The 21496-nt window shown below is 55.1% G+C and carries 18 protein-coding genes; 11 read left to right on the forward strand and 7 right to left on the reverse strand.

What is annotated here, in order from left to right:
- Window positions 1-77: 77 nt before the first annotated feature.
- Both viaA and ravA read right to left on the reverse strand, forming a co-directional pair.
- Complete coding sequence (viaA, locus tag ABEH87_RS14365; RefSeq protein WP_346577104.1) at window positions 78-1538, reverse strand: ATPase RavA stimulator ViaA; 1461 nt, start codon at window positions 1536-1538, stop codon at window positions 78-80.
- Complete coding sequence (gene ravA, locus ABEH87_RS14370) at window positions 1535-3028, reverse strand: ATPase RavA (protein WP_346577106.1); 1494 nt, start codon at window positions 3026-3028, stop codon at window positions 1535-1537. The genes viaA and ravA overlap by 4 nt, the downstream gene beginning before the upstream one ends.
- 258 nt (window positions 3029-3286) lie before the next feature.
- Here ravA and kup point away from each other — a divergent pair, with 258 nt between their 5' ends.
- Window positions 3287-5155, forward strand: coding sequence for a low affinity potassium transporter Kup (gene kup, locus ABEH87_RS14375; RefSeq protein WP_346577108.1), 1869 nt, complete (start codon window positions 3287-3289; stop codon window positions 5153-5155).
- A 71-nt stretch (window positions 5156-5226) separates the two neighbouring features.
- Here kup and qseC read toward each other — a convergent pair whose 3' ends face one another.
- Entirely contained in the window at window positions 5227-6567 is a 1341-nt protein-coding gene (gene qseC, locus ABEH87_RS14380) for a quorum sensing histidine kinase QseC (protein WP_346577157.1), read from the reverse strand.
- The gene (gene qseB / locus ABEH87_RS14385) at window positions 6567-7229 is read right to left on the reverse strand and encodes a quorum sensing response regulator transcription factor QseB (RefSeq protein WP_346577110.1); all 663 of its coding nucleotides are present in this window, start codon (window positions 7227-7229) and stop codon (window positions 6567-6569) included. The genes qseC and qseB overlap by 1 nt, the downstream gene beginning before the upstream one ends.
- A gap of 216 nt (window positions 7230-7445) precedes the next feature.
- On the opposite strand from qseB, the gene ABEH87_RS14390 reads away from it, so the two are divergent.
- Complete coding sequence (locus tag ABEH87_RS14390) at window positions 7446-7844, forward strand: NirD/YgiW/YdeI family stress tolerance protein (protein WP_346577159.1); 399 nt, start codon at window positions 7446-7448, stop codon at window positions 7842-7844.
- Here the strand turns inward: ABEH87_RS14390 and ABEH87_RS14395 are convergent.
- Window positions 7841-8722, reverse strand: coding sequence for a LysR family transcriptional regulator (locus ABEH87_RS14395; protein WP_346577112.1), 882 nt, complete (start codon window positions 8720-8722; stop codon window positions 7841-7843). The genes ABEH87_RS14390 and ABEH87_RS14395 overlap by 4 nt on opposite strands.
- Before the next feature lie 103 nt (window positions 8723-8825).
- Here ABEH87_RS14395 and budA point away from each other — a divergent pair, with 103 nt between their 5' ends.
- The 3 genes from budA to ABEH87_RS14410 all read left to right on the forward strand — a co-directional run bounded on the left by budA (window position 8826) and on the right by ABEH87_RS14410 (window position 11825).
- Window positions 8826-9608 carry an acetolactate decarboxylase gene (budA, locus tag ABEH87_RS14400; protein ID WP_346577114.1) on the forward strand — a complete coding sequence of 261 codons (783 nt, stop codon included), beginning with the start codon at window positions 8826-8828 and terminating at the stop codon, window positions 9606-9608.
- Between the two features lie 17 nt (window positions 9609-9625).
- Window positions 9626-11305: an acetolactate synthase AlsS gene (gene alsS, locus ABEH87_RS14405; protein WP_346577116.1), complete on the forward strand. Its 1680-nt coding sequence runs from the start codon at window positions 9626-9628 to the stop codon at window positions 11303-11305.
- A gap of 226 nt (window positions 11306-11531) precedes the next feature.
- Window positions 11532-11825: a hypothetical protein gene (locus ABEH87_RS14410; RefSeq protein ID WP_346577118.1), complete on the forward strand. Its 294-nt coding sequence runs from the start codon at window positions 11532-11534 to the stop codon at window positions 11823-11825.
- Window positions 11826-11881: 56 nt separating this feature from the next.
- On the opposite strand, the gene ABEH87_RS14415 is transcribed toward ABEH87_RS14410, so the two are convergent.
- Window positions 11882-13495 carry a cholesterol oxidase substrate-binding domain-containing protein gene (locus ABEH87_RS14415; protein WP_346577120.1) on the reverse strand — a complete coding sequence of 538 codons (1614 nt, stop codon included), beginning with the start codon at window positions 13493-13495 and terminating at the stop codon, window positions 11882-11884.
- A gap of 313 nt (window positions 13496-13808) precedes the next feature.
- Between ABEH87_RS14415 and rbsD the strand changes: the two genes are divergently transcribed.
- From rbsD to rbsR, 6 genes are all read left to right on the forward strand, one after another.
- The gene (rbsD, locus tag ABEH87_RS14420) at window positions 13809-14228 is read left to right on the forward strand and encodes a D-ribose pyranase (protein ID WP_346577122.1); all 420 of its coding nucleotides are present in this window, start codon (window positions 13809-13811) and stop codon (window positions 14226-14228) included.
- Window positions 14229-14235: 7 nt separating this feature from the next.
- Complete coding sequence (gene rbsA / locus ABEH87_RS14425; protein WP_346577123.1) at window positions 14236-15747, forward strand: ribose ABC transporter ATP-binding protein RbsA; 1512 nt, start codon at window positions 14236-14238, stop codon at window positions 15745-15747.
- Window positions 15744-16712 (forward strand): ribose ABC transporter permease, encoded by a 969-nt coding sequence (gene rbsC, locus ABEH87_RS14430; protein ID WP_346577125.1) that lies wholly within the window; start codon window positions 15744-15746, stop codon window positions 16710-16712. Before rbsA ends, rbsC begins: the two co-directional genes overlap by 4 nt.
- Before the next feature lie 27 nt (window positions 16713-16739).
- Window positions 16740-17621: a ribose ABC transporter substrate-binding protein RbsB gene (gene rbsB / locus ABEH87_RS14435; protein ID WP_346577127.1), complete on the forward strand. Its 882-nt coding sequence runs from the start codon at window positions 16740-16742 to the stop codon at window positions 17619-17621.
- A gap of 61 nt (window positions 17622-17682) precedes the next feature.
- Window positions 17683-18612: a ribokinase gene (rbsK, locus tag ABEH87_RS14440; RefSeq protein WP_346577128.1), complete on the forward strand. Its 930-nt coding sequence runs from the start codon at window positions 17683-17685 to the stop codon at window positions 18610-18612.
- 2 nt (window positions 18613-18614) lie between these two features.
- A complete protein-coding gene (gene rbsR / locus ABEH87_RS14445; protein WP_346577130.1) occupies window positions 18615-19616 on the forward strand; it encodes a ribose operon transcriptional repressor RbsR in 1002 nt (333 codons plus the stop codon).
- Here the strand turns inward: rbsR and mdtD are convergent.
- A complete protein-coding gene (gene mdtD, locus ABEH87_RS14450; RefSeq protein ID WP_346577132.1) occupies window positions 19613-21013 on the reverse strand; it encodes a multidrug transporter subunit MdtD in 1401 nt (466 codons plus the stop codon). The genes rbsR and mdtD overlap by 4 nt on opposite strands.
- Between the last annotated feature and the right edge of the window lie 483 nt (window positions 21014-21496).

A 21496-nucleotide genomic window follows, 5' to 3' on the forward strand; every position in this document is an offset into this window, starting at 1 on the left:
CAATATGCCAAATGGCTAAAGCGTATACATCACTATAGCAAATATGCTTTGCCAGTATTGACAGATAGCAGGGACGGTCAGCGCTTCCAGCGGCGCAGCAGGCGGCTTTTCAGGCCGGTGTCGAAGCGCCAGATATGGTCAAAGATGCGCATGATGCCGGGTTTTCCATGATCGGACATGGCAACGGCATGAAAACGCTGGAGTTGTCGGCTCTGGTGATCGCGTACGCGCGCAATGATGGGATCGGGCAGGCGCTGGGCGATAAAGTCAGAGAGGATCACCGCATCCGCATCCTGCCAGAGCGGGCCGGACATTTTTTGTAACACAGCATCCAGGCAGGCAGCCAGATCGGTACCGCCGCGAAAACGCTGGCTGAGAAAACGGATCGCCTGACTGATGCCATCTTCAGCGGTCAGTTCATAGCCCACCACTTCATGGGCAAACAGCATAATGTAGCAGCGACGGTTATCCGCCAGCGCGACCTTCAGCAGGGCGAGACAGAAGGCTTTGGCACAGCGTTCGTTGAAGCCGCCCATTGAACCGGAGGTATCCACGCAGATGATAAACGGTCCGCGCGGCTGTTCGTCGTGGTGTTGATGGGTGACCGGGCGCAGCGTGACTTTGTCATGCCAGCTCTCCCCCTGAAGCCGGTAAGTGAGCAGGCGTTTTTCCACCAGCCGGCGATAAAACTCCATCTCCAGCTCGCTGATGCCGAGCGTCGCCAGCTCCGGAGGCAGCAGGCGCAGAATATCGTCACTCTGGTGCAGGCCGTTGACCTCTTCCGGCACGTTTTCCGGTTCGCGCACCAGCTGGTGGAAAACCTCCGGCGGCGCATCCTGAGACAGCACCGCTTTAGCTTCCCGGCTGCGGCCCAGCTGTTCCGCCAGCTTTAGCAGTTCTGGCTGGCTGGCGAGGAAATCACCGTACTGCACAATCAGCTGATAGTCACCGCGCTCCAGTGAACTGCGCGTCAGATCCCACAGCCGCCCTGCGGCCGCTTCGTCATCATCCGCCAGCACCGGCGCCAGCTGACCGCTCATCGCCAGGCGCTGTTGCAGTTCGGCCAGCAGCTTATCGCGCTCCTGATCGAGCAGCTGCTGGTTGAGCGTCAGGGTTTGCAGGGTCAGGCTCAGGCGCCAGCGCTGCAAGAACAGCGTCTGCTGGGCGCTGGTGAGCTGCTGGCTGTCATTGTTGGCCACCAGCAGGCGGGATTTTTCGGCAAACGGCGAGTGCTGTTGCTCAAGCCAGGTCAGCAGCTCAGGGAGCCGGACGCTAAAATCATGCGGGTTCAGGGTCTGAAACTGCTGGAATCGGCTGAACTCTTCTGCCAGATCCTGCGGCACCGGCGTCGATTTCAGCTGTTGCAGGATCTCCGCTTTCCAGTGGGGAAGGTCGCGCGTCAGCGCATTTTTCAGTTTAGGAAATTTTTCAAAAAAGGTCGCCAGCTGTGGCGAGGCGAGCAGGGTGATCACCAGCTCTTCGATCAGCTCATTCTCGCTGACGGCCAGAAACATGCTCAGCGTATCCAGCGAGATCACTGGCGAGCCTGTTTCAGCTGTTCTGCAACCTGTTGCAGACTGTCTTCTATCCGTGCCAGCCAGTCATCGCTGATAAACAGGCAGCGATGATTCTGGCTGAACAGCGTGCGCTGCGCCCTGAGCTGCGCCTCTAATTCGTCCAGCGCCAGGGTGATTTCTTCCGGTAAGCCCTGCTGGGGTTTGCCCGGCAGCATCAGGCGCGTCGCCTGCAGGCTGACATCGCGCAGCGTCAGACAGTCGTAGCCGTCCACGTGCAGGTCGAGCGTCTGCGCAAAGCCGATACCATTCAGCTTGCCGCGCATTTCACCGCCTTTTTGCAGCCAGTGGTGCAGCGCCTCGCGAGCGAGAGTGATGTGGGTGACCTGAATATCGTGCAGGGTCAGGGGTTTTTGCAGCATTAACGTTAAGGTCTCGGCGGCCAGCGTTGCGGGCAGGTCGAAATGGGGTTTGCGGCTGAACATACCGCCGTGCTTCTCCAGACGAATGGCCTGCTCGGCGCTCTGCTGCTGCTGCAATGCCAGGCGGCGGGTGTTGATTTGCTGCAGTTTGAACAGGATGGGCTGCTGCTGCCAGCCCTGCTGGGTGATCAGGTTGTCCAATTCGCGGTCCAGCAGCTTCATCGATCCCACGTCGTGCCACAGACAGTCTTTCAGCAAAATCAGGTCGATAGGCGCGATCGCATTTCGGCCACTGTAGAAGGCGCTGGCCTGCAGCAGATGGATCGCTTTTTTCCACCGACGGTCAGAGACATAGGGGGCTTCAGGCTGATTTTCCAGCAGCTGACGCAGCTGGAAAATCAGCTCAAAAACATCATCGGGCAGGCTGACTTTGCTGATACCCTGCTGCCACTCCAGATACTCCTCATCACTGATGCACAGCGAATCAGAGACCGGGTTTTGATTTTCATCCTGCTGGTGGGTCAGCAGGCTACGGAAGTTCTGTTTTTCGTGAACGTTATCCAGCCACAGGCGGATCAGCATACGGTCATACAGCGCTTCCAGCCCGCTGTCTGCTTCCGGAAGTTCGTTAGAGGCAGTGACCAGCAGACGCATCGGAATTTTTTCTTCACTGTCACCGTTGCGAAAGCGGCGTTCGTTAATCGCGGTCAGCAGCGTGTTAAGAATAGCGGGCCCGGCCTTCCAGATTTCGTCGAGAAACACGATTTCCGCATCGGGCAGATAACCTTTTGTCAGGCGCTGGTAGCGCCCTTCGTCTTTTAGTGCCTGAATAGAGAGGGGGCCAAACACTTCTTCCGGAGTGGAGAAGCGGGTCATCAGGTACTCAAAGGCGCGGGAATGCTGAAAAGCATACTTGAGTCGTCGGGCAATCAGGCTTTTGGCAATTCCCGGTGGACCGAGTAAAAAGACACTTTCACCGCACAGCGCGGCGAGCAGGCAAAGGCGAATCGCATGATGGCGTTCGTAAAGTCCTTTCTCTAAAGCATTGCTGAGGCGGGCGATTCGTTCCGCCAGTAATTGAGAGTGGGCCATAGTCAAACATTCATCCTTTTCTACGGTCAGGCCAGATTGCTTTCTGGCGAGCGCAAACACTACTGGCTATGATGCTTGAAAGAGTTGATTGCAGTCAGCTTTTTTATTATCAAAGGGTGACACTGACCATTGATGTTGTCATTTTACCGGCAATTAAGGATAGGCATTCATGCTTAATCATGCATACTGTGCGCGTTTTGACGGGTCGTTGAGCCGTACGCAATCCCGCGTCAGTCCACCGCAACAAAAGACAAGTCTATGAGTTCTGAGAAGAAGCAGTCCCTGGGCGCCGTTACGCTGGCCGCCATTGGTGTGGTATATGGTGATATTGGCACCAGCCCGCTGTACACCCTGCGCGAATGTCTGTCAGGGCAGTTTGGTTTTGGTGTTGAACGGGATGCCGTTTTTGGCTTCCTGTCGCTGATTTTCTGGCTACTGCTACTCACCGTCTCGCTGAAATATATCAGCTACGTGATGCGCGCCGACAATGCCGGGGAAGGCGGGATACTGACACTGATGTCGCTGGCAGGCCGCAATACTGGTGCGCGTTCCACCGCCGTATTGGTGATCATGGGTCTGATCGGCGGCAGCTTCTTTTACGGCGAGGTGGTGATCACCCCAGCGGTATCGGTGCTTTCGGCCATTGAAGGCCTGGAGATCGCCGCTCCCTCCCTGGACCGCTACATTGTGCCGCTGGCGATAGGCGTGCTGACCCTGCTGTTTGTGATTCAGAAACACGGTACCGGTCTTGTCGGAAAGCTGTTTGCGCCGGTGATGCTGCTGTGGTTCCTCGTGCTGGCGGTGCTGGGTGCGCGCGGCATCATCAGCAATCCTGAAGTTCTGCATGCGATGAACCCTTACTGGGCGGTGCATTTCTTCGTTGAATATAAAATGGTGTCCTTCTTTGCGCTGGGCGCGGTGGTGCTGGCGATCACCGGGGTCGAGGCGCTGTACGCCGATATGGGCCACTTTGGGAAGTTCCCGATTCGCCTTGCCTGGTTTATTGTTGTGCTGCCGTCGCTGGTGCTGAACTACTTCGGTCAGGGGGCGCTGCTGCTGAAAAATCCGGAAGCGATTAAGAACCCGTTCTTCCTGCTGGCTCCTGACTGGGCGCTCATCCCGATGCTGATTCTGGCCACGCTGGCCACGGTGATTGCTTCCCAGGCGGTCATTTCAGGGGTCTTCTCCCTGACGCGCCAGGCGGTCCGTCTGGGCTATCTGCCTCCGATGCGCATTGTTTATACCTCGGAAGAGGAGTCGGGTCAGATCTATATCCCGGTGATTAACTGGCTGCTGTTTGTCTCGGTGGTGATTGTGATTGTCGGCTTTGAACACTCGAGCAATCTGGCCGCCGCTTACGGCATCGCCGTGACCGGCACCATGGTGCTGACCGCTATCCTGTGCAGCGTGGTGGCAATTAAAAACTGGCACTGGAATCGCTATCTGGTGATCACGCTGCTGATCGGCATGTTGTGCATCGACGTTTCGCTGTTCTCGGCCAACCTGGTGAAAGTGTTTGCCGGAGGCTGGCTGCCGCTGTCGCTGGCGCTGGTGATGTTTGTCATCATGACCACCTGGAAAAGTGAACGCTTCCGCCTGCTGCGCCGCATGCATGAGCACGGCAACTCTCTGGAGGCGATGATCGCTTCGCTGGAGAAATCCCCACCGGTGCGCGTACCGGGCACCGCCGTGTATATGTCCCGTGCGCTGAACGTGATCCCGTTTGCCATGCTGCATAACCTGAAACACAACAAGGTGCTGCACGAGCGCGTGGTGCTGCTGACGCTGCGTACCGAAGATGCACCTTACGTGCACAACGTGAAGCGGGTGACCATCGAGCAGTTGTCGCCTACGTTCTGGCGCGTGGTGGCCAGCTACGGCTGGCGTGAAACGCCTAACGTTGAAGAGATTTTCCACCGCTGTGGGCTGGAAGGGCTGAGCTGCAGGATGATGGAAACATCGTTCTTTATGTCGCATGAATCGCTGATTATCGGTAAACGACCGTGGTATCTGCGCCTGCGCGGCAAACTGTTCCTTGCGCTACAGCGTAATGCCCTGCGTGCCCCCGACCAGTTTAAAATTCCGCCTAACCGCGTGATTGAGCTGGGAACCCAGGTCGAGATCTGATTCGTTATCATCTGTAGGGCGGACCTTTTGTTTCGGTCCGCCCGCTGATCGACCAGGAAAATGCCTGCCCTCTACAGTTTTATGGTCACCGCAAACCCGCCTTCGGCCCGATTATTCATCGCCACCGTCATGCCGTGCAGATGGGCAATATGATGAACGATCGACAATCCCAGACCACTGCCTGACTGCTGCTGACCCGGTGGGCGATAAAAACGTTCGCCTATCCTTGCCAGCGCTTCCGGGCTGACGCCTGGCCCGCTATCCAGCACCTGCAAACAGCCGGGTTCCAGCTTCAGCCAGACTTCACTGCCTGGCGGGCTGTAACGGATGGCATTATCCAGCAGATTACGCACCAGCAGTGCCAGCAGCAGCGGATTACCGTGCTGTAGCACCGGCGTTGCCGGGGCATCCAGTGCCAGTTCAACACCGGCCGCCTGCGCGCTCGCATACTGATCGACCACCGCCTGCTGTACGATCCCCTGCCAGTGAACGCTCTGTTTTTCCAGATCGTCTCCGGCATCCAGCCTTGAAAGCGTCAGCAGCTGATCCACCAGCCGGGTGGCGCGGTCGATTCCGGCATCCAGACTGTTCAGCGCATGATGGCGCACGGCGGCGTCATCGTGCGCCAGCTGAGCAACTTCGGTCTGCACTTTTAACGCGGCCAGCGGGCTGCGCAGCTCGTGGGCGGCATCTGAGGTAAAGCGGCGTTCGCGCAGCAACAGCTCTCCGGTGCGGCTGAACAGCTGATTCAGCTCTGTCAGCAGAGGGCGCACTTCCTGCGGCACACGCGGGGCGGTAAGGGGGGCGTTATCATCCGGGGCACGCTGCCGCAGCTGGAGGGCAATCTGTTTTAGCGGAGCCAGTTCACGGGTGACCAGCCACAGCATCAGCAACAGCATCACCGGCAGCGCCGCCAGCCAGGGCATCAGGTTCGTTTTGACCAGGTCGCGCGTCATATCATCGCGATACTCCCACTCCTGACCCACCACCACCACATACTGATTATCCAGCGTGTGCAGCCAGACCATGCGCCAGCGGTCATCGTCGCCTTTCAGCCGTCCGTCAAGGAAACCATCGCGCTGATAGTCAAAGATAAAATCTTTGCCCTTATCGCCATCGTTGAGCACCATTTTCCCTTCACGGGTAAAGACGGCGAAGGACAGCGCATCATCATCCTGATCGCCGCGATGGTGGCGCAGCATTTTTTTGGTTTTTGGCAGCGGTAGCTGCTGGCTGAACTGATCGGGATTCAGGCGCAGCAGGCGTTTAGCGAACAGCATCTGCTGGGTGTCAAACAGCTCGTTGATGTTGTGGCGCGTCTGCCACCAGGAGCCGACGGCGGCGGCTCCCCAGCACAGCAGGCTGAGCAGCAGGAAACCCAGCATCAGCCTCACGCGCAGGCTGCGCTGCATCACGGTGCCGCTCCCAGCGTGTAGCCCACACCGTGGATGGTGCGAATAAACTCACTGCCCAGTTTTTTGCGCAGGTGATGAATGTGGACTTCTACGGCATTGCTGGAAACATCATCATCCCAGCCGTAGATCTTCTCTTCCAGCTGTGGCCGGGTCAGTACCCGTCCGGCATTCAGCAGGAACAGCTCCAGCAGAGCCATTTCACGCGCCTTCAGCACCAGCGGTTCGCCGTTCAGGGTGACGGTGTGTGAACCGGGTTCCATCACCACGTTGCCGTGTTTCAGCGTCGGCTGCAGCTGGCCGTGGCGGCGGCGGATCAGCGCCTGTAAGCGGGCGGCCACTTCGCTTAAAGCAAAGGGCTTGCACAGGTAGTCATCTGCCCCCAGCTGTAACCCGTTAACGCGCTGTTCCAGCGCATCACGCGCCGTCAGGATTAACACCGGTTCATCCTGCCCCTGCTGTCGCCACTGGCGCAGAATATCCAGCCCGTCAATTTCCGGCAGGCTGAGATCCAGCACTACCGCATCGTAAGGGGCGGCACTCAGCGCCCGCAGCCCCTCTTTACCCTGGGTAAACCAGTCGATGCTGAATCCCAGTTTGCTTAATCCGGCTTTAATCCCGTCACCAATCAGTTGGTCATCTTCAATAAGTAAAATTCGCATTGGTTTATCCCCCCGCAGTTCACCGAGTTATACGGAATCCTGATGCTGCTTGTACAGCAAGGATCGGCGATATTCGCGGATTTTCGTCAATTTAAAACAATAAAGTGGCGATGGCCGATCTCTTAAGATCCTGTTAAGAAGCTTTTGCTGTAATACTTACCGACAGACATTCACCGGCGGAATAACTGCCCACCTCCATAAGGAAAAGTGAACATGATGAAGAAGACAGCTGCGTTAATGGCGATTGCCACCCTGATGTCAATGCCTGTACTGGCCGCTCAGACCGGAGGTTTTGTTGACCCGAATGCGCCAACGGCTCAGGTTCAGAAAGGCGGCTTTAGCGGCCCGAACGGCACCGTTGCCACCGTGAAACAGGCTCAGGATATGAGTGATGATGCCTGGGTGACGATGCGCGGTCATATTGAAAAGCGCGTGGGCGATGAAGACTATCTGTTCCGCGACGCGACCGGCACCATGACCGTTGAAATCGACGACAAGCGCTGGGATGGCCTGACCATCGGCCCGAAAGACAATGTTGAACTGCAGGGCAAACTGGATAAAGACTTCAACTCTCTGGAGCTGGACGTTAAGCAGGTACGTAAAATCGGCGGTTAATCACCGCCCAACAGCGTCACCAGGTGATGGACGGCGGGGGAGCGATCCCAGCGTCGCCAGGCCAGAGCAATATCGCTGCCCAGCGCGGCATCCTCAATCTGATGGAAGCTGACGCCGGGCAGACTGATACAGCGCAGAGAATCCGGCACAATGGTGATGCCAAAACCGGCCGCCACCATGCTGATGCCGGAAGATATTTGCGGTGACTGCTGTACGCCATCCGGCTGAAACCCGGCACGCAGGCAGGCGCTGATAATCACTTCATACAGGCTGGGGGCCACCTCACGCGGGAACAGAATCAGGGGTTCCTTACTCAGCTGCGCCAGCGACAGGCAGGGGGTATTACCAAGCGGATGTCCGTCCGGCAACACCAGCGCCATTTTCTCCGTAGCGATCACTTTCAAATTAAACGCCTTACTGCTCTCACAGGGCAGACGCACAAAGGCCGCATCCAGAAAACCCTCCTGTAAATCCTGCATCAGCGCCGCCATATTCTCTTCGCGCGGTAGCAAACTGATGGCCGGAAATCGCGCCTGAAACTGACGCAACAGCCGGAATATCTGCGGATGAAACGCGCTGGAACTGGCAAAACCAATCGACAGCTGGCCGCTGATACCACGCGCTATGCCTTTGGCTTTCTCCAGCGCATGACCGGTCAGCGCCAGAATCTGGCTGGCATCCTGATAAAACGCCTCCCCGGCATCCGTCAGTTCCACCCCGCGCGTCAGTCTTTTCAGCAGCGGAGTGCCGATCTCCTCTTCCAGCTTCTTGATTTGCTGACTCAGCGGTGGCTGTGAAATGCCGAGCATTTCCGCGGCCCTGGTGAAGTGCTTCGTTTCAGCAACGGCAACGAAATAACGTAGATACCGCAGTTCCATATCGAAAACGTCTCAAAGTGAGGGGTTCTCTATATTGGAATCGATAACTGAAACGAGTCAACATGAATAAATACTTCTTAACAGTTTAACGGGGAAGGCGGTAATGACACATTCTGTAACTGATTGTTCATGTACGGAACAACTCACCACAACGGTCAGAGAGATGCAGAAGGAAAGACCAGAAAGCGTAATCTATCAGACCTCTTTAATGAGCGCGTTACTCAGCGGTGTTTATGACGGTACCACCACGGTGTCCGACCTGCTGAAGAAAGGTGATTTCGGTCTGGGGACCTTTAATCAGCTGGACGGAGAACTGATCGCTTTTAACCGCGAAGTCTATCAGCTGCGTTCGGACGGAAGCGCGCGTGCGGCCCGGCCCGATCAGCAGTCGCCGTTTGCCGTAATGACCTTCTTCCGTCCCCAGTATCAGCACCGCTTTACTGGCCCGGTCAGCCGCGCCGACGTCCATCAGATTATCGACCAGCAGGTCAGTTCAGATAATCAGTTCTGCGCACTGCGGCTCGACGGTCTGTTCAGCCGCGCTGAAACGCGCACTGTTCCCTGTCAGCATCGCCCGTATAAATCAATGCCGGAAGTGCTCGGCCAGCAGCCGACCTTCCATTTTGAGCAGCGCAGCGGCGTGCTGATTGGTTTCCGCACGCCGCAGTATATGCAGGGGATCAACGTTGCCGGCTATCACGAACACTTTATTACTGACGATCGCCAGGGGGGCGGTCATCTACTGGATTATCAGCTCGATCGCGGCACGTTAACTTTTGGGGAGATCAGCAAGCTGGTGATCGACCTGCCGGGTGACAGTGATTTCCTGCAAGCCAACCTTAATCCGGACAATCTGGATTCTGCCATTCGGTCCGTAGAGAGCTGATAACAGGGGAGTAAAAGATGAAAAATGTAACCGATGTTCAGCAGTGGGCGCATGGGGCCGATCTGGTTGTGGCGCAGCTTGAAGCACAGGGCGTAAAGCAGGTGTTCGGCATTCCCGGTGCCAAAATTGATAAAGTTTTTGATTCACTGCTGGATACCTCCATCCAGACCATTCCGGTACGCCACGAGGCGAATGCGGCCTTTATGGCGGCTGCGGTGGGCAGACTGACCGGCAAAGCCGGGGTGGCACTGGTCACCTCGGGGCCGGGGTGTTCTAACCTGATCACCGGCATGGCCACCGCGACGACCGAAGGCGATCCGGTGGTGGCTTTGGGCGGCGCGGTAAAACGGGCAGATAGTGCGAAGCAGGTACATCAGAGTATGGATACCGTAGCGATGTTTCGCCCGGTCAGCAAATATGCGGTGGAGGTCGGGTCCTCTGACGCCATCGCTGAAGTGCTGTCGAATGCGTTTCGCAGCGCTGAGCAGGGGCGACCCGGTGGGGCCTTTGTCAGCCTGCCGCAGGATATTGTCAATGAGCCGGCACGCGGGCACCTGCTGAATACTCGCGGGCAGCTGCTGCTGGGAGCGGCCCCGGATGCGGCCATTGCGGCAGTCGCGCAACAGATTGCGCAGGCGAAAAACCCGGTGCTGCTGCTTGGCCTGATGGCCAGTCAGCCGACCAACAGCAAGGCGTTGCATCATCTGCTGACGCGCAGCCATCTCCCGGTCACCAGTACCTATCAGGCGGCCGGCGCGCTGAACCAGGAGCACTTCTCACGTTTTGCCGGGCGTGTCGGGCTGTTTAATAATCAGGCGGGCGACCGACTGCTGCGTGAGGCGGATCTGATTATCACTATCGGCTACAGTCCGGTGGAATATGAGCCTTCTATGTGGAACAGCGGCAAAGCGACGCTGGTGCATATTGACGTGGTTCCTGCGGATACCGACAACTGTTATCAGCCTGATGCGGAGCTGGTGGGCGACATTGCCGCCACGCTGGAAAAACTGACGGCGCGTATCTCTGGCCCAATCGATCTTAGCCCTCAGGCGGCAGCCATACTGGAGGATCGCCAGCAGCAGCGTGAACTGCTGGCCCTGCGCGGTCACCAGCTCAATCAGTTTGCCCTGCATCCGTTACGCATCGTGCGCGCCATGCAGGACATCATCAACAGCGACGTCACCCTGACGGTGGATATGGGCAGTTTCCACATCTGGATCGCGCGTTATCTCTACAGCTTCCGCGCCCGTCAGATCATGATCTCAAACGGGCAGCAGACCATGGGCGTGGCATTGCCGTGGGCCATCGGTGCCTGGCTGGTGGACCCGTCACGCAAAGTGGTGTCCGTCTCCGGTGATGGGGGGTTCCTTCAGTCCAGTATGGAACTGGAAACCGCTGTAAGACTGGGCGCGAACCTGCTGCATATCATCTGGGTGGATGAGTGCTACAACATGGTGGCCATGCAGGAAGAGAAAAAATATCAGCGGGTTTCCGGGGTGAAATTTGGCCCGATTGATTTTAAAGCCTACGCGGAGTCCTTCGGTGCAGCAGGGTTTGCCGTAGAGAGTGCGGCAATGCTGGAGCCGACGCTGCGTAAAGCGATGGACGTGCAGGGGCCGGCGGTGGTGGCGATCCCGGTGGATTATGCTGACAACCCGCTGCTGATGGGCCAGCTGCATCTCAGCCAGATTTTGTAATTTCGCTAAGCGATAACAGAGAAGGCGTTCATATAAAAAACAAAGTGCACTGGTGACCGGCCAGTCGCTGCTGATTGACGGTGGTAGGGTGTTTAATTAAATTTGTTTTTAATTAGCATCACATTTTTTGGATAATATGTGATTGTGTATGAATTTGAGAGAGCTACAATCCTGATTGTGGATTGTAACCACATTGGAAATTTATTGTTAATAAAATGGAGTTTAGATGAGAGATCTCTCGAATAATGAAATTGCTAGCGTATCTGGTGGTAGCAAAGGTCTGCTGGCATTTATAGGTGATGCCATTATTGACGGTGTGAAGTTGACTAACGATGTATTTAACACTCATACGGTAAGCGCTGTTGGCCAGACTGCAGATAAAATCGGTCTGGGTGGCCTGCATCATGCACTGGATTCTGTTGGTTATGCTGTCTCTAAAATTGTTGCAGGGTTTGGTGCTTTATTAGGTGGTGATGCCAGTCGTGTGGATTATCATTATGATGAGGAGTGGGGCGCTTAACGCTCTGTAATTCAATTTGGTCTCCTGCCTGGCAGGAGACCATTTTATTTATAACTTTATTCAATCATCAATTTTTTTAACATGGGTGAACTAAAAATATTGTTAGGGTCGTAACGATTAAGTATTTTTATTGCAGCATCCCATTTATCCTTTCCGCCTAAACTTTGTGGGATCAGCGTATTTAACACGTTTTTATTGCTCCACGTCCCATCATTGGTATAACCCCACCCTTTACTCCATTCAACACGTGCCATGGCATAGTCTCCAGTATAATTTTTAAAGATCCAGTTTTCCATTTCATGATAAAACTTATTCGCGTCAGGCGTGTCTGGCATGGTGAGAATATCCAGCCAGATAGCCGTATCCCATTCCGGGTGATTATCATCTGGCCGGGTTGCTGATAACGCAGGCGCTACTGAACCTGGCGGCAGCCACTCCGTTGGCTGGTCTAACCCGGTCACGCGGATCTCAACAGGTCCATTCATCGGCCATGAATTAACCGCCTGATACTTAGCGACCATATTCTGATAATGGGTGAAGAATTCATGGATAACACGTTGAATATTGGCCCGGCGGGTGATGATGGCATAGCCGTTTGCGGTGACTCTCAGCGTGGTGGGTTTGACATACAATAGTAGGTCTTTGCTCCATCCCCAAAGATCGCCGCTGTTGGTGGCACCCAGTCCGATATCTACCAGGTTGGCTTCCGTTTTACCCAAAGTTGGCGTGAGTTGCGGTTGATTATTTTGAATATTTTTAATAATGTCGGATAACACTTTAGGGACGTTATCTGAAAAAGGATAGTTATACGGCGAATGAACGGGGCGTGACTTGGATGGATAAGACGGCGTCACCGTCCAGGTTTTTACCCAGGGTTTATCAGTGAAAGGGAACCAGATAGCCTCAACGCGACCTGTTTTTTCGACAAAGCTGGCAAAATCTCGTTTTCCGGTATCCGGTTTGCCAAACAATTCATCAATAGCAACATTACTAAAGCTATGGCAGCGTAAGCGCTTATTGCGTGGCACCTGTAATGTCACCTCACTAATAAATGCCCGACCAACGTGAACCAGGAAGGCAGCTATATCGGCTTCGTAGCGCATGAATTTTTTAAGAATATAGGCCTGCTGTGTTTCATCCCACACTACGGCAGTCAGTGAGATAATACTGTTACTCAGCGAACCAAACGTTGTACCCCGGGACAACGTTTCACCGGCAGCAGGTAGGGCTGTACCATGACCACCAATTGCCAGAACGCCACCAAGAGTAATATCTCCCGGTGCCGGAAAAGCAATAAAACCGAGTTTCTTTTTTTCCAGCTCGGTAAGCAGTTTCTCCATGGTAACACCGGTTTGTGCCGTTACGATACCGCCATCTGCACTGGCCGTTATGGAGATATTGGCAAAGCTTTTTTTCATATCGATAAGCAAAACATGACTGTTATCGTTGCTATTCGCGATAGTTAATGGCGACCAGTTATGCTGCATGCCCAGGGGACGTGCTTTATATTTATTCTGATAAGCCCAGTTTACTGCCAGCAGTAATTCACTTTCACTGGCCGGGGTACAAGTCATAATATGGCTCCCTTTAATCTCCCCTGACCAGTTGCTGAAGTTGGTGTAACTGTTTTTCAGCGGAAATGAGCTTCCTGCCAGTGTATTTACGTTCATAGGTTATATCCTTATTTGTATGAATAGACACAATTGGTAGTGCAGGATGATTTTATTTTTTTATTATGAGACCGGCAATTTTGTATTTGTTTGTAGTGGCTGACAGGTTTTTTTTATTTTTCTCTTTGTGAAAAATAATGGTTTGTATTGTTTTAAGGGGTTGTTTCTCGGTAATTTTAATCCTTAAATCAAATGTGCATCAATGTCAGCGAAACGTTTCGATGTTGATCACACTTCCAACATCTGGTGATTGTGTTCCCTCCGCCTTTTCATACACTGCTAGTCAGCGAAACGTTTCGCTCTGGAGTGAATAATGAAAAAAGGCACCTTACTGAATTCTGCTATCTCGTCCGTGATTTCACGTCTTGGTCATACTGACAGCATCGTGATTGGCGATGCTGGCCTGCCGATCCCACAGGGTCCGCAGCGGATTGACCTGGCGGTAACCCATGGAATTCCGACGTTTTTACAGGTTGCCCATGCGGTCACCCACGAGATGCAGGTAGAGAGTGCCATCATTGCGGAAGAAATTAAGCAGCATAATCCGCAGCTTCATAGCGACCTGATCGCCCTGCTCGACTTACTGCAACAACACCAGGGTAATACCATTAGTATCAGTTATGTCAGTCACGAACAGTTCAAACAACAAACTCAGCGCAGTCAGGCGGTCATTCGCAGCGGAGAGTGTTCTCCGTATGCGAATGTCATCCTGGTCGCTGGCGTGACCTTCTGAGGCTGTTATGCAACCTTTACTGCAATTAAAAGGCATTGATAAATCCTTCCCCGGCGTTAAGGCGCTGTCGGGGGCGGCGATCTCTGTCTACCCCGGCCGCGTGATGGCGCTGGTGGGCGAGAACGGCGCAGGTAAATCCACCATGATGAAAGTGCTGACCGGGATTTACGCCCGTGATGCGGGATCTTTTGTATGGCTGGGTAAGGAAACCACTTTTAACGGGCCGAAAGAGTCTCAGGAAGCCGGGATCGGCATCATCCATCAGGAACTCAACCTGATCCCCCAACTGAGTATTGCTGAGAACATTTTTCTCGGCCGCGAATTTGTTAACCGCTTTGGCCGCATTCAGTGGAAAAAGATGCATGCCGAAGCAGATACCCTGCTGAAACGCCTGAATCTGCGCTTCAGCAGCCATAAGCTGGTGGGCGACCTGTCGATTGGCGACCAGCAGATGGTCGAGATCGCCAAGGTGCTGAGCTTCGAGTCGAAAGTGATCGTCATGGACGAACCGACGGATGCGCTGACGGATACCGAAACGGCCTCGCTGTTCCGGGTGATCAACGAGCTGAAAGCCCAGGGCTGCGGCATCGTTTATATTTCCCACCGTATGAAAGAGATTTTTGAAGTCTGCGATGATGTCACCATCTTCCGCGACGGGCAGTTTATTGCCGAACGCGAAGTGGCGACGCTGACGGAGGACTCGCTGATTGAAATGATGGTCGGCCGCAAGCTGGAAGAGCAGTATCCGCGCCTGAACAAAGCGCCGGGAGAGGTTCGCCTTAACGTTGAACATCTCTGCGGCTCCGGTGTGGACGACGTCAGCTTTACGCTGCGTAAAGGCGAAATTCTCGGCGTAGCCGGGCTGATGGGCGCGGGTCGTACTGAGCTGATGAAGGTGCTGTACGGTGCGTTATCCCGCAGCAGCGGTACGGTGACGCTGGACGGGAAAATCGTTGTAGCGCGTACCCCGGAAGAGGGCCTTGCTAACGGCATCGTCTACATCTCTGAAGACCGCAAACGTGATGGTCTGGTGCTGGGCATGTCGGTGAAAGAGAACATGTCACTGACAGCCCTTACCTATTTCAGCCACGGCGGGGGGCGTTTAAAACATGCCGAAGAGCAGCTGGCCGTCGGGGACTTTATCAAGCTGTTTAACGTGAAAACGCCGTCAATGAACCAGCCGATTGGCCTGCTTTCCGGCGGTAATCAGCAGAAAGTGGCGATTGCCCGCGGGCTGATGACGCGGCCGAAAGTGCTGATCCTCGATGAGCCGACGCGTGGCGTTGACGTTGGGGCGAAAAAAGAGATTTATCAGCTGATTAACCAGTTTAAACAGGAAGGGTTGAGCATCATTCTCGTCTCCTCTGAAATGCCGGAAGTGCTGGGTATGAGTGACCGCGTGCTGGTGATGCACGAAGGGCGCCTCAGCGGTGACTTCCCGATTGAACAAGCCTCGCAGGAAATTTTGATGGCGGCGGCAGTGGGTAAACAATACAGCGCGGAGCTGGCAACATTATGAGTACGCAAACAATCCCTTCACGCCGCCTGATCAGTAAGGCATGGCTGCTTGAGCAGAAATCGCTGATTGCGCTGGTGGTGCTGATTGCCATCGTTTCCAGCCTGAGCCCGAACTTCTTCACCGTGGCCAACCTGTTCAACATTCTGCAGCAGACGTCGGTTAACGCCATTATGGCCGTGGGCATGACGCTGGTGATCCTTACGTCCGGTATTGACCTTTCCGTCGGGTCGCTGCTGGCGCTGACTGGCGCGGTTGCGGCTTCTATTGTCGGGCTGGAGGTCAATGCGCTGGTGGCGGTGGCGGCTTCGCTGGCACTGGGTGCCTTTATTGGGGCCATTACCGGGTCGATCGTCGCTAAAGGTAAAGTGCAGGCATTTATTGCCACGCTGGTAATGATGCTCCTGCTGCGCGGCGTGACGATGGTCTATACCAACGGCAGCCCGGTGAATACCGGCTTCAGTGAGAATGCCGACCTGTTTGGCTGGTTTGGCATTGGCCGACCGCTGGGTATTCCGACGCCAGTCTGGCTGATGGGCGTGGTGTTCCTTGCGGCCTGGTACATGCTGCATCATACCCGTCTTGGCCGTTACATCTACGCCCTCGGTGGCAACGAAGCGGCAACGCGCCTGTCGGGTATCAGCGTTAACCGCGTCAAAATTATCGTTTATGCACTGTGTGGCATGCTGGCCGCGCTGGCCGGCACCATCGAAGTGGCTCGTCTCTCTTCCGCGCAGCCGACGGCAGGGACCGGCTATGAGCTGGATGCGATTGCCGCCGTGGTGCTGGGGGGAACCAGCCTCGCTGGCGGTAAAGGCCGGATTATGGGTACGCTGATTGGTGCGCTGATCTTAGGCTTCCTGAATAACGGGCTAAACTTGCTCGGTGTTTCCTCTTACTACCAAATGATCGTCAAAGCGGTGGTGATTTTGCTGGCGGTGCTGGTAGACAACAAAAGCAGTAAATAAAACTCTTTACCCTTACAGGATATGAACATGAAGATGAAAAAACTGACTGCACTGGCCGTACTGTTAAGCGCTACCCTCAGCACCAACGCACTGGCAAAAGACACCATTGCGCTGGTGGTCTCTACCCTGAATAACCCGTTCTTCGTGTCGCTGAAAGATGGCGCGCAGAAAGAAGCGGACAAACTGGGTTACAACCTGGTGGTACTGGACTCTCAGAACAACCCGGCGAAAGAGCTGGCCAACGTGCAGGATCTGACCGTGCGTGGCACCAAGCTGGTGATGATTAACCCGACCGATTCCGATGCCGTAGGTAATGCCGTGAAAATGGCAAACCAGGCCAAGATCCCGGTAATCACCCTGGACCGTGTTGCCTCACAGGGCACCGTTGTCAGCCACGTGGCTTCTGATAACCGTTTCGGCGGCAAAATGGCGGGTAACTTCATCGCCAAGAAAGTCGGCGACAATGCCAAAATCATTGAGCTGCAGGGTATTGCCGGGACATCCGCTGCGCGTGAGCGTGGTGAAGGTTTCAAGCAGGCTGCTGATGCGCACAAATTCAACATCCTTGCCAGCCAGCCGGCTGACTTCGACCGTACTAAAGGCCTGAACGTGATGCAGAACCTGCTGACGGCTCACCCGGACGTGCAGGCCGTGTTTGCTCAGAACGATGAAATGGCGCTGGGTGCCCTGCGCGCATTGCAAACCGCAGGTAAATCTGATGTTGTGGTCGTGGGCTTCGACGGCACCCCGGACGGGATTAAAGCGGTTGAAAGCGGCAAACTGGCTGCGACCGTAGCTCAGTTACCGGAGCAGATCGGCGTTATCGGCGTCCAGACCGCTGATAAAGTGCTGAAAGGCGAGAAAGTACAGGCTATCAATCCGGTTGACCTGAAGCTGGTCACCAAATAAATCAAAGAAAAGCATGGCACGCGCCACCTTCGGGTGGCGCACTTATCTGGACGATCCCCTTATGATGAAAACTGGCAAACTGGCTGTCCTCGGCAGCATTAATGCCGATCACATTCTCAATCTGACGCATTTTCCGCGCCCTGGGGAAACGGTGATCGGGAAGCAGTATCAGGTCGCATTTGGTGGGAAAGGTGCAAACCAGGCCGTCGCCGCCGGGCGCAGTGGTGCAGACATTGCGTTCATTGCCTGTGTGGGGGAAGACGACATTGGCGAACGTATCCGCCAGCAGTTGGTCAATGACCGCATTGATGTCAGCCCGGTAGAAGCTGTGCCCGGTGACTCGACCGGCGTGGCGCTGATCTTCGTCAACGGTGAAGGTGAAAATACCATCGGTATTCACGCCGGGGCTAACGCGGCCCTGACGCCTGCCCGCGTTGAGCAGCATCAGCAGGTGATTGCCGATGCCTCAGCACTGCTGATGCAGCTGGAGTCGCCGCTGGAAAGCGTACTGGCTGCGGCGCGTATTGCGCACCAGCATCAGACGCAGGTAATTTTAAATCCTGCCCCGGCAACGGCGCTCTCTGATGAGCTGCTCTCGCTGGTGGATATGATCACCCCGAACGAAACGGAAGCACAGATCCTGACCGGCGTGGCGGTCAACAGTGATGAAGACGCGGCACGAGCGGCGGCGGTACTGCATGATAAAGGGATTGCCACCGTACTGATTACCCTCGGTAGCCGGGGTGTGTGGTTGAGTGAACAGGGTAGCGGCCAGCGCGTGCCCGGTTTCCGCGTGGAAGCGGTGGATACCATTGCGGCGGGCGACACCTTTAACGGTGCGTTGATTACCGCACTGCTGGAACAGCGTCCGATGGCGGAAGCGGTGCGCTTTGCTCATGCGGCGGCGGCGATTGCCGTCACGCGTCGCGGTGCACAACCTTCCGTTCCGTGGCGTGATGAGATAGACAGCTTCTTGCAACAGCAGGGGTAGATGTGGCAACGATGAAAGATGTCGCCCGCCTGGCGGGTGTCTCGACCTCTACCGTGTCTCACGTCATTAATAACAACCGCTTCGTCAGTGAAGCGGTTCGTGAAAAAGTGACATCAGCGGTGAACCAGCTCAATTACGCACCCTCAGCGCTGGCGCGCAGCCTGAAACTCAATCAGACCCGTACCATCGGCATGTTACTAACTGCCAGCAGCAACCCGTTCTATTCTGAAGTCGTGCGTGGCGTAGAGCGTAGCTGTTACGAGCGGGGATACAGCCTGATATTGTGCAATACCGAAGGCGATGAGGATCGCATGAATCGCAGCCTGGAGACGCTGTTACAAAAGCGTGTCGATGGTTTACTGCTTATGTGTACCGAAAGTCACCTGCCTTCTGCCGAACTGCTTCACCGCTATCCCAGCATTCCTTCCGTGATGATGGACTGGGCACCCTTTGAAGGCAGCAGCGACATTATTCAGGATAACTCCCTGCTGGGGGGAGAGATGGCGACTCAGCATCTCATCTCTCGTGGCTATACGCGAATTGCCTGTATTGCCGGACCACAGGATAAAACGCCCGCACGTCTGCGCCTTGAAGGGTATCAACAGGCAATGGCCAGCGCCGGATTAGCCGTTCCCGCAGACTATATCGTCAGCAGTGACTTCGAGTTTCAGGGCGGGTTTAACGCGATGAATACGCTGTTGGCGCTCAATCCACCGCCGGAGGCCGTTTTTACCTGTAACGATGCGATGGCCGTCGGGGTGTATCACGCGCTTTATCAGGCAGGAATGAGTATTCCGCAGGATATGGCGGTCGTGGGCTACGATGATATCGAACTGGCACGCTATCTGACGCCACCGCTCAGCACTGTTCACCAGCCCAAAGATGAGCTGGGTGAACTGGCGATAGATGCCCTGCTGCACCGTCTTGCCGATCCGACGGCCAGCCCCCAGTTACTGGTCCTGACGCCGGAACTCATGGAGCGTGCCTCGGTCGGTGAGCGCTAGGCTTGCTTCTTTTTATCGCGGTCGCTGATCAGGTTGCGGCCGTCCCCCGGCTTCAGCAGCAGGAACACCAGTGCGGACAGCACGGTGATGATGCCCATCGTCAGGAAGGTGGCATGGAAGTGCTGAAGCGTGGTGCCATCGAAGTTTTGATAAAAGCGCAGTACCGCCGCGCTGACCGCCACGCCAAAACCGATCGCCAGCTGTTGGGTCACCGCCAGCATACTGTTACCGCTGCTGGCATTCGCATCCGTCAGGTCAGCAAGGGTGATGGTATTCATCGCGGTAAACTGCGTTGACATTGCCATACCCAGAATAAACAGTGGGATCAGCAGCGCCAGCATATTCCAGCCCGGCATTTGCAGAGCAAAAGTGGCAATCAGGACGCCAATAATCATGCTGATGCCAACCAGCGTTTTACGGTAGCCAAACCAGCGTAGTACCCCGGTCACCGTTGACTTCGCCAGAATTGAACCCAGCGCGGTGGGGGCTACCATGCAGCCCGCCAGCAGCGCCGTATAGCCAAAACCGACCTGCAACATCAGCGGCATCAGGAAGGGAATGCAGCCGGTGCCCAGCCGCGAGGCAATATTCCCCACAATGCCTACGGAGAAGGTGCGGGTCTTAAACATCGGCAGAGGGAGCAGTGGGGAAGGATGGCGACGTGCGTGTACTATATAGAGAAGCAACAGGACGATACCCGCCAGTAAAACACCCAGAGCGATCATACCTGACACGACCTGCTCACCAAGCAGCTCAATGCCGCTGGATATACCGACCAGACCTAACCCAAACAGCAGGAAGCCGAGCAAATCGAAACGACGCTTTGGCGTGGTGAAGTCCGGCATATATTTGCGCGCATAGAAAATGCCGAGAATACCGATAGGAATGTTGATCAGGAAAATCCAGTGCCAGGTCGCCCAGGTGACCAGGACTCCGCCCAGCAGGGGCCCCAGCACCGGGCCGATTAATCCCGGCATGGTGACAAAGTTGAGCACGGGCAACAGTTCGCTGCGCGGGTAAGCGCGCAGCAGAGCAAGACGGGCCACCGGCATCATCATCGCACCACCAACGCCCTGTATCACACGGGAAGCAACCAGCATCGACAGTGAACCGGACAGCGCACAGGCCAGTGAACCGAGAGAGAACAGAAACACCGCGCTGATAAATACCTTACGGGTGCCAAAACGGTCAGCCAGCCAGCCGCTTACCGGAATCAGCATCGCGACGGTCAGGGTATAGCTGATCACGGCCGACTGCATCGCCAGCGGAGAACGTTCAAGGCTGTGAGCGATAGCGGGAAGGGCGGTATTCAGAATGGTGGCATCCAGCGCCTGCATAAAGAAGGCCATGGCGGCGATCCACGGAAGTCCGGCCATACTGCGCGCGGATTTTATCATTGGTGGTCCTTTCTTTTTATTGGAACGGGTAGGAAATCCCCTGTGTCAGAAAAGAATAGCATCTCCAATTCTCCAGTAACGGAGTTGTTTCATCAGATATAGTTAGTAAATGCTGATTTATTGGCCTGAAAACGTCTGTTTTTACCGCTTCTGATGAAAAATTCTTCTCTCAGCCATTTATTTGCAATAAACACTTGTCAGCTGCCAGAAAATCCCTATACTGCGCCTCCACTGACACGGAACAACGGCTTACAGGCCATCGGGTCAGCAGCGTCAGGTAACTGATAGCGCCGGAAAAACTTCTCAAAAAGAAGTTGACTCCGAAGGAGGAAAGCGTAATATACGCCACCTCGCGGCAGGAAGCTCCGGCACTGCTCGCAACGCTCTTTAACAATTTATCAGACAATCTGTGTGGGCACTCGCAGGATTGATATCAGTCACCTCCGGGTGACAAAAAATATCAAGTCTTAAGAGTGAACACAT

This window comes from Erwinia sp. Eh17-17 (genome assembly GCF_039675725.1).
Classification (GTDB): Bacteria; Pseudomonadota; Gammaproteobacteria; order Enterobacterales; family Enterobacteriaceae; genus Erwinia.